The organism is uncultured Rikenella sp., from assembly GCF_948810725.1.
Taxonomy (GTDB): Bacteria; Bacteroidota; Bacteroidia; order Bacteroidales; family Rikenellaceae; genus Rikenella.
In genome coordinates, this window is record NZ_CAQIVA010000004.1 from 102,577 (window position 1) to 111,887 (window position 9,311).

The 9,311-nt window shown below is 59.3% G+C and carries 6 protein-coding genes and 2 tRNA genes; 5 read left to right on the forward strand and 3 right to left on the reverse strand.

From position 1 onward, the window contains the following. The first annotated feature begins 1 nt into the window (after position 1). Positions 2–1,285, forward strand: a complete 1,284-nt coding sequence (locus Q9S52_RS03410) for an O-acetylhomoserine aminocarboxypropyltransferase/cysteine synthase family protein (protein ID WP_304708166.1) — start codon at positions 2–4, stop codon at positions 1,283–1,285. 97 nt (positions 1,286–1,382) lie between these two features. On the opposite strand, the gene Q9S52_RS03415 is transcribed toward Q9S52_RS03410, so the two are convergent. Beyond that, positions 1,383–2,003 carry a lipoprotein signal peptidase gene (locus Q9S52_RS03415; RefSeq protein ID WP_304708167.1) on the reverse strand — a complete coding sequence of 207 codons (621 nt, stop codon included), beginning with the start codon at positions 2,001–2,003 and terminating at the stop codon, positions 1,383–1,385. Positions 2,004–2,187: 184 nt separating this feature from the next. Next, positions 2,188–2,463: an HU family DNA-binding protein gene (locus Q9S52_RS03420; protein ID WP_294592615.1), complete on the reverse strand. Its 276-nt coding sequence runs from the start codon at positions 2,461–2,463 to the stop codon at positions 2,188–2,190. Positions 2,464–2,633: 170 nt separating this feature from the next. On the opposite strand from Q9S52_RS03420, the gene Q9S52_RS03425 reads away from it, so the two are divergent. The 3 genes from Q9S52_RS03425 (at position 2,634) to aspT (ending at position 5,204) form a co-directional block, all read left to right on the forward strand. Further along, positions 2,634–2,718: transfer RNA gene (locus Q9S52_RS03425), tRNA-Ser, on the forward strand. A 164-nt stretch (positions 2,719–2,882) separates the two neighbouring features. After that, positions 2,883–2,969 (forward strand) — tRNA-Ser (locus Q9S52_RS03430). 519 nt (positions 2,970–3,488) lie between these two features. Beyond that, positions 3,489–5,204: an aspartate-alanine antiporter gene (gene aspT, locus Q9S52_RS03435; protein WP_297625987.1), complete on the forward strand. Its 1,716-nt coding sequence runs from the start codon at positions 3,489–3,491 to the stop codon at positions 5,202–5,204. A gap of 80 nt (positions 5,205–5,284) precedes the next feature. On the opposite strand, the gene Q9S52_RS03440 is transcribed toward aspT, so the two are convergent. Then, a complete protein-coding gene (locus Q9S52_RS03440; protein ID WP_370648986.1) occupies positions 5,285–8,449 on the reverse strand; it encodes a glycoside hydrolase family 2 TIM barrel-domain containing protein in 3,165 nt (1,054 codons plus the stop codon). Between the two features lie 126 nt (positions 8,450–8,575). On the opposite strand from Q9S52_RS03440, the gene Q9S52_RS03445 reads away from it, so the two are divergent. Beyond that, on the forward strand, positions 8,576–9,079 hold the full coding sequence (locus Q9S52_RS03445) for a hypothetical protein (RefSeq protein ID WP_304708168.1): 504 nt from the start codon (positions 8,576–8,578) through the stop codon (positions 9,077–9,079). Positions 9,080–9,311: the final 232 nt, after the last annotated feature.

Sequence of the window (9,311 nt, forward strand, 5' to 3'; positions counted from 1 at the left end):
TATGAAAAAACGATTCAAACGCGAGACCTTGTGCGTGCAGGGCGGATGGCAGCCCAAGAAGGGCGAGCCGCGGGTATTGCCCATTTACCAGAGCACGACCTTCAAATACGAGACCAGCGACCAGATGGCGCGGCTGTTCGACCTGGAGGAGAGCGGCTATTTTTACACCCGGTTGCAAAATCCGACCAACGATGCCGTGGCGGCCAAGATTGCCGCTCTCGAAGGCGGGGTGGCGGCCATGCTGACCTCGTCGGGACAGGCGGCTTCGTTTTACGCCCTCTTCAACCTCTGTTCGGCGGGAGATCATTTCGTGAGCGCGTCGGCGATTTACGGCGGGACGTTCAACCTCTTCGCCGTGACCATGAAGAAGATGGGGATCGAGGTCACCTTCGTGGACGGAGATGCGCCGGCCGAGGAGATTGCGCAGGCTTTCCGGCCCAATACCAAGGCCTTGTTCGCCGAGACGATCGCCAACCCGGGGCTGAATGTGCTGGACATCGAGAAATTTGCGACCCTTGCCCATGAGCACGGGGTGCCGCTGATCGTGGACAACACCTTTCCGACGCCGATCAACTGCCGGCCTTTCGAATGGGGGGCGGACATCGTGATCCATTCGACCACGAAATACATGGACGGGCACGCTACCGCAGTGGGCGGAGCGATCGTGGACAGCGGGAATTTCGACTGGGCGGCGCATGCCGCGAAGTTTCCGGGGCTCACGGCGCCGGACGAGTCGTACCACGGGCTGACCTACACCGAAGCGTTCGGCAAGGGGGCTTATATCACGAAGGCGACGGCGCAGCTGATGCGCGACCTCGGCTCCATCCAGTCGCCGCAGAACGCCTTTCTGCTCAATCTCGGTCTGGAGACGCTCCATCTGCGGGTGGCGCGCCATTGCGAGAATGCGCAGCGGGTGGCCGAGTATCTCGCTTCGCGAACCGATAAGGTGGCTTGGGTCAACTATCCGGGGCTGCCGGGGAACAGGTATTACGAACTGGCGCAGAAGTACATGCCGAACGGGACGTGCGGCGTCGTGACATTCGGTCTCAAGGGGGGACGGGAAGAGTCCATTCGCTTTATGGACAGCTTGGAGCTGGGCGCGATCGTGACCCATGTGGCGGATGCCCGGACATCGGTGTTGCATCCGGCCAGCCATACGCACCGTCAGCTGACGGACGAGCAGCTGATTGCGGCCGGAGTGGCGCCCGATTTGATCCGCTTCTCGGTGGGGATCGAGGATGCCGGGGATATCATCGCGGATATCGAACAGGCTTTGGAACGATAACTCCCCTCTCCGAACGACATCGCGCCGGCCGCTATTCGAAAGTACCTCGAAATAGCGGCCGGCGCGTTTTCCGTTCCCCCCTCTTTCCTACTGGAGCCTACCTGAAATATTTGTACTGGAAAATCAACAGATAAGCGAATCCGCACGTCACATAAGCATCCGCAATGTTGAAAACCGGGCTGAAAAAGGTGTACGGCTCTCCGCCGATGAACGGCACCCACGACGGCATCCGTTCGATTTCGATGATCGGAAAGTAGAGCATATCCACGACGCTCCCGTGCAGAAACGGTGCATATCCCGTCCCCCACGGCACGAAATGAGCCACCGCATAAGGCGTCGATTCCGAGAAAATCAGCCCATAGAACGATGCGTCGATAATATTTCCCATCGCTCCCGCCAGCACGACCGCCACCCCGACGATCACCCCCCGCGGCGCCCCCCGACGGACCAGGCGGACGAGATACCATCCGATCGCCCCCACCGCCGCGATGCGCAACAAGCTCAAGGCCAGTTTTCCGTAGCTCCCCCCGATCTCCATCCCGTAAGCCGCTCCCCGGTTTTCGATGAAGTTGATGTAGAACCAGCGTCCGAAGACCGGAATCGCTTCGTTCAGCGTCATATGCGTCTTGACCGCGATCTTGACCGTCTGGTCGATCGTCAGCAGGGCGATGACGAAGAGCAGGAGTAGCAGAAGGGTCTTTTTATATTTCGAATCCATAGGAGTCAGTCTTGGTAGTCGTGTGTGCAGCAAAGATACGAAAATGCCGACCGATTTCCGAAGTAATTCCGAAAACCGATCGGCATGAATAAATGACATATTGCCGCATATCGAAAATCACCGCGCCTGTTTCAGACGGTGCGGCCCCGTTCGGGCGCTCGATACGCAGGCGTTGTAGCCGGTGTTATTTCCCCACCACCGAGTTCAGTTCAGCGCCAGCCTTGAATTTAACCACTTTCTTGGCAGCGATCTTGATCGTAGCCCCCGTCCGCGGGTTGCGTCCCGTGCGAGCCGGTTTTTTCGTTACGCTGAACGAACCGAAGCCTACCAGCGCGATTTTGTCGCCCGCCTTCAGCGTTTTGCCCGTTACGTCGATAAATGCTTCCAGCGCTTTTTTAGCCTGAACTTTGGTCAGTCCTGCACCCGTAGCGATGGCATCGATCAGTTGAGATTTATTCATAACCGTTAGTGTTTAGAAAGTTAGTAATATCGGTTGTTGGATGTTGCAAATATAACGGATAAAACTTAACCGCCAAGTATTTAATCGTTTTTTTTGCGTGCCGGGTGTGTTTTTGGTCGGAAAAACGTTCGGGTTTTGCAGGAAAAGAAAAAACCGCTACTTTTGTGCCCGGAGAGGTGGCAGAGTGGTCGATTGCGGCGGTCTTGAAAACCGTTGAGCTGCGAGGCTCCGGGGGTTCGAATCCCTCCCTCTCCGCAACGAAGTTTTTCGGCGTCCGGATTTTTTCGGCAGCCGGGATGCTTTTGAAAATCAGGCGACCGGGTTTTGTCGGGTCAGCGACAGACGCGGTTTCTGCGCTCGGACGAACAAGAGACGATATAAAACGTTATCTTTGTGCCGTGCGATGCCGCCAGCAGAAAGGAGAGATGCCGGAGTGGTCGATCGGGCCGCACTCGAAATGCGGTGTACGGGCAACTGTACCGGGGGTTCGAATCCCTCTCTCTCCGCGGAAACCGGGGAAAGACACATGGTCTTTCCCCGGTTTTGTTTTTTGTAGCGGGCGGAGATCGAGGACGAGCGGTGCATTTGTGTATTATTTCTCGGTTGTCGACCTGGGGACGTTGGCTCGTATGATTCTGCGAGCCGCAGGAGTACAAATGGGGTAGAGGCTACCGGTTGTTTGGAGTAGCTTAGGGTAGAGGCTGCCCTTATTTTTTAGGGTAGACCCGGCCCCTTGCTCCTGGGCCCGCGGCGTTTATTCCGAGAGGCAACGCAACTGAAGACCCAAGGCGCGGTAGGTTGCTGTGGTGGGATAGAGATCCTGCGAGCCAAACCATAAGAACACCCCGTATGTGTTACGAAAAGCAGTCGATTGACTGTAGCCGTCATGGCCAACTCCGTTCAGTCCGCCCGAGGAGATGTTCCGGTAGCCCGGGGCGGGGTGAAAATCCCTTTGGAAGCCAGAATTTCGGCACGCGGATTGCTGCGAATAGACGACGTTATACGCTCCGAAATTTATCGTCGCTATGTTTACCGGTATCGATTTCGTTCAGTTTTTTCGAGACAACGCCGCGCTGGCCGTTTTTCTCACCGTGGCAGTCGGTTTTTGGATCGGCAAATTCCGCTACAAAAGTTTCTCGTTAGGCACCGTCACCAGCGTCCTGCTGGTCGGCGTGGCGGTCGGACAGATGAAAATCGAGATTCCCGAACCCGCCAAAACCCTCTTTTTCCTCATGTTCCTCTTTGCCGTCGGATACGCCGTCGGGCCGCAGTTCTTCCGCGGGCTGCGCAAAGACGGACTGCCGCAGGTCGGCTTTGCCGTCGTCCTGTGTCTGCTCTGTCTGGGTTCCGTCTGGCTCTGCTCGTGGGTGATGGGCTACGACGCCGCCCAGGCGGCCGGACTCATGGCCGGTTCGCAGACCATGTCCGCCGTGCTGGGCGTGGCCACCGACACCATGCACGAGATGCCGAATGCGGCCGATCTGAAATACGATATCATGCCGGTCGTTTATGCCGTCACCTATATTTACGGGACAGCCGGGTCGGCCTGGCTGCTCGGGACATTGGGGCCGCGGTTGTTGGGCGGAGTCGATAAAGTGAAGGCCGCCGCCCGCGAACTGGAGAGCAAGATGGGCGAAGACATGAGTGCCCAGCCCGGTTTCAATCCGGCCGTGCGGGAGATTACTTTCCGGGCCTTTCGGGCCGACAACGAGTGGTTCGATCCGGGCCGCACCGTGGCCGATTTCGAGCGCGAGATGCAGCGGCAGGGCAAACGGCTCTTCGTCGAACGGCTGCGGCAACGGGGGCGGATTTGCGAAGTCACGCCGCGGACGATGCTTTTCCGGGGCGACGAGATCGTGGTCAGCGGCCGGCGCGAGTTCGTGATCGAAGAGGAGGAGTGGATCGGCGAAGAGGTGGTGGATAACGATCTGGTGAACTTTCGGGTCGAGACCCTCGCCGTGGTGGTCGGCGGACGGAGGCGGCGTCAGGGAGTGGCCCGGATGTCGATTCGCGACTTGCTGAAAGCCGATTTCATGCACGGCGTGATGATTCGCTCCATCAAGCGGGCGGGCGTCCGGGTGCCGGTGCTGGGCGAGGGTCGGCTGGATACGGGCGACCGGCTGGAGTTGGTGGGGTTGCGGCAGGATGTCGAACGGGCTGCCGGGCGGCTCGGATTCAGCGATCCGGAGACGCCGAAGAGCAGCATGACCTTTGCCGGACTCGGAATCGTCCTCGGAGGCTTGATTTTCGGGTGGGTGCTGGTGACGCGGATCGGCTCGATCCCGTTGAGCCTGACCGTGAGCGGGGGCGTGCTGATCGCCGGATTGGTCTGCGGCTGGTTGCGGGCGCGGAGGCCCGATTTCGGAGGGCTGCCCGAACCGGCGGTCTGGTTTATGAACAACGTCGGGTTGAACGTCTTTATCGCCATCGTCGGGATTTCGACCGGGCCGACCTTTATCCGCGGGTTGCAGGAGATGGGCTGGAGCGTGCTGCTCGTCGGGATCGTGGCCACGTCGATTCCGTTGATCTCGGGAATTTTCATCGGGAAATACCTTTTCCGGTTCAATGACGCGCTGACGCTGGGGTGTTGTTCCGGCGCGCGGACGACCACGGCGGCGCTGGGGGCGGTGGAGGAGACCCTCGGCAGCAACGTGCCGGCGATGGGATATACCATTACGTATGCTGTGGGGAATACCCTCCTGATTATCTGGGGCGTGGTGATCGTCCTGTTGGTGGGGTAAGAGAGGGGGGATAAAACAGGTCGGGCGGTAGCGAACCTGTCTGTTCGCTACCGCCCGACCTGTGTGTTTCAGGAAGAGGGTTATTTCCGCGTCGTCGGCTTGAGCACGAAATTGAACTCATAGTCCCCATACGGCAGCAGGTACTCCCTGAGCGGCCAAGCCCCCCAGCTGTCTTCGCACCCGAGGCCCATCTGCCGCGAAGCGATGTTGAGGGTCACGAAGTCACGCTTCACGAGCGACCCCGAGTGACGTTGCCCTTTTTCCAGGCCGTCGTCCAGATCGTCCATGGCATAAGGCAATGCCGACGCCTCGAACGGGGCGTCCGACTCGATCGTGATGCCCGTGCCGTCCGGATCGGTCAGCCGCCACCACCGCAGATCGCTCTTGTTTCCGCTCTCCTGCGGCCGGATGTAGCCCCAGTACTGGTCGTCCACCGACTGCGCGTAACGCCCGATCCGAGCCGCGCCCTGCCGGTCGATATAATTCTCCACCGGCCCGCGTCCGTAAAAGTCGATCGCCCGGAACGCCTGTGGCATCGTCAGCTCCATCCCGAACCGGAACAGATGCGGCATCTTCTCTTTTGTCGGATCGGTCGTCAGTTTCTGAGAAACCGCGATCTCGCCCGCGCCGTTGATCGTGTAATCGATCGTCAGGGTCGCAAAGAGTTTCGGCAGATCGAACACGCTTGTCACCAGAATATTACCATCCGCCAGCGTCGAATCTTTGATCGATTTGAGCCGCATCTCCGGATTTTTCCACAGCGCGAACCGCTTCTGTTGTCCCGCTCCGAAATCGTTGTCGGTCGGCGCGCGCCAGAACATCGGCCGCAACGCGCAGCCCGTTTCGACCAACTCCTTGCCGTCCATCGTGTAGTCCGTCATCAGTCCCGTCCATCGGTTGAAATAGATTTTGCTATCGCCCGCCACTACGACGATCGCCCGCGTGTTGGGCTCGATGACCGGCCGGAGGCCCGGCGTCGCCGCCACCGTGGCCCCCCAAGCTTGGTAAGGCCGCACCGTCATCTGGTCATACGCCACCACCGTTCCCGCCGGCAGAATTCCGTCCTGCGCCTTCAGCACATATTCCACGTCCAGCAGCAGTTCGCCCGTCGCCGAAGCCGGTACGGCGTAGCCCGGCAAAGCCACCTGCGCCCGTTGTTGCGGCGCGACGTTCAGTTCCGGCACGATCCCCTGTCGCACCACCGTCCCGTTGTCGCGCAGTTGCCATACCATATAGTACCGCGACAGGTCGATGAAGAAATTCTCGTTGTAGACCTCTACGATCCCCTTCTGCAAATCGACCGGCGTCGTCAGGATCGACCGCTGGACGAATCCCGCCTCGTACATGTGCGGATTCGGCTCGCGATCCGGATTGATGAGCCCATTGCAGTTGAAGTTGTTGTCCGACACGGTGTACTTCCCGTAGTCCCCGCCGTAGGTGTAGATCATGTTTCCCGCCTTGTCGTACCCCCGCAGCGCCTGATCCACGAAGTCCCAGATAAAGCCCCCTTGGAGGTTCGGATATTTTCGGATCACGTCCCAGTACTCCTTGAAGCCGCCCAAAGAGTTCCCCATCGCATGCGCATACTCGCACAAGATCACCGGCCGTCCGTCCAGCCGCCCGAGATACGGATCCTTGCCCAATCGTTCCATCTCGAGTACCCCGGTGTACATCGGACACCAGATGTCGCTGTAGTGCGTACCGGTCGTGTCCCCGGCATCCCAGATCGCCCGCTCGTACTGCACCGGCCGCGTCGGGTCGTAGTTTTTGATCCACTCGTACTCCTTGCGGAAATTGGCGCCGTCGCCCGACTCGTTGCCTAGCGACCAGAAGATCACCGACGGGTGGTTCTTGTCCCGCAGCGCCATCCGTGACCCCCGTTCGACGTGTGCCCGTTCGAACCGGGCATCGCCCCCGAGGTTTTCTTTGCCGTAGCCCATCCCGTGCGCCTCGACGTTGGCCTCGTCCACCAGATAGATACCGTACCGGTCGCACAGGTCGTACCAGTACGGATCGTTCGGGTAGTGCGACGTCCGGACGGCGTTGAAATTGAAGCGTTTCAGAATCTCGATATCCCGGAGCATCGTCTCGCGCGGCACATGATAGCCGTAGGTCGGGTCGAGCTCATGCCGGTCTGCCCCCTTGAAGAGCACCGGCTGTCCGTTGACCAGCACTTGCGAATCTTTGATTTCGATTTTGCGGAATCCGACGTTGAGCGGAATATACTCCCGCGCTTCGGCCTTGCCGCTGCCGTTGTCGACCGTGACGAGCAATCGGTAGAGGGTCGGAGATTCCGCGCTCCACTTGGCCGGATTTTCGACCGGAATATCCAGCCGAACGACTCCTCCCTTGCCCGGCCTGATGCCTTGTTCCGAAACGACGGTCTTGCCCGCCGGATCGATCAATGCCACATCGACTCGCGTCGCACCCGTGGCATGGACGATATCGGCGTCGATTTTCAGGGTGGCATCCTTATATTGGCTGTCGAGGTCGGTCACCACACGGATATCCCCCAATCTGGTCTGCGGTCGGGCGTACAGATAGACGCCTCTGGCCACCCCGCTGAGCCGCCAGAAGTCCTGGTCTTCGAGGAAGCTCCCGTCGCACCACCGGAAGACCTGAAAGGCGATCTTGTTTTCCCGCCCCGGTACGAGGTATTTCGTCAGGTCGAACTCCGCCCCGAGCTTGCTGTCCTCGCTGTATCCCACGAATTTACCGTTTACCCACAGGTAGAGGTTCGAGGTGACGCTTCCGAAGTGGATGTAGATGGCGTCGCCTTTCCAGTCCGCCGGCACGGTCACCTCGCGGATATAAGAGCCGACATAGTTGTCCTGCGCGGGGATGCGCGGTGGAGTCGGCCGTTCGATGTGGCTCCACGGGTAGCCGGGGTTGATGTAGACCGGGTCGCCGTAGCCGTTCACCTGCCAGATGCCGGGCACGGAGATCGTTCCCCAGCCGGTGGAGTTGTAGTCGGTCTTATAGAAATCCGTCGGCCGCTGGTCGGCGTTTTCGACGAAGAAGAATTTCCATTTGCCGTTCAGCGACAGGTAGCGGTCGGAGGTTTCCGGTTCGCCGGCCATCGCTTTTTCCGGCGTTTCGTAGGCGAAGTACGAGGCCCGCATCGGAGCCCGGTTCACGGCATTCACCGCGGGGTCTTGCCATTCGGTAAAGCTCTGGGCCCGGACAGCACCGCCGAAGCCGACGGCGGAGACGGTTGCCAACAGGCTCATCCACAGGTTTTTCATAGATAAAAAAGAGTATGGTTATTTCGAGTGAGCGGCTCCCGACAGGGAGTGTTCGGGCTGCCGCAGAAACAAAGATAACTTTTTTTAGGAATTCGTCGGCGGGTCGCGTTCGTTTCGGTATTGTTTTTGCAAGGTGTCGATTTCCGGAATTTCGAATTCGAAATTTTCAGTACCTTTATCCTGATGCGTCGTTTGTTGATCTATATTTCGCTGGTTTGTGTCGTCCTGCTGATTGTAGCGGGTGCGACGCGCGTCGTGTCGGCAGCGGGGCGGTTGTCGGTGCCGGTTACGGTCGATAGCGCTTCGCTGACGGCGGATGATTCGGCGAAGGGTGAAGGGTATATTTTGCCGTTGACGGGTGAGGGCGATGCCTTTTCGAGGGGGCTGGGCGGCGTGCGGACGGGGCTGTCCGAGGCGCGTTGTTTCTGGCTGACGGGAATGCGGCGAGCGTTGCGGAGTCCGGTATTTCAATCGACGGATCTTTTTCTGACTTATCTGGGACGGGCTTCTGCGGCCCGGGCGTTCGCCGCGTGGCGGATGTCGTTGTGCGGGAATGCTTGCGGAGCGGCGGTCGCCGTTTCGCGGGCAGGCGACGGGTGTGTCTACGCCTTACGTCGTATCGTGATCTAATCCATTTATCATTGTTCGAGCTTTAGGGTCTGGGCTGCGGTCTTGCGTATACGGTTAGACCCGGCCAGAGCATCCCGTAGGGATGCGCTCTGAAGTTTGGCTTCGCGTTGCCTTCGGCTTCCTCGTGCTACCTCGGCAAAGCCCGTAAACGGTCTCTGCTCTCGGTACGCTACTCGGTTCCTCCTTGCACCTCGGCCATTCAAACAAGTTTGATGGCTCTCGGTTGCTGCGT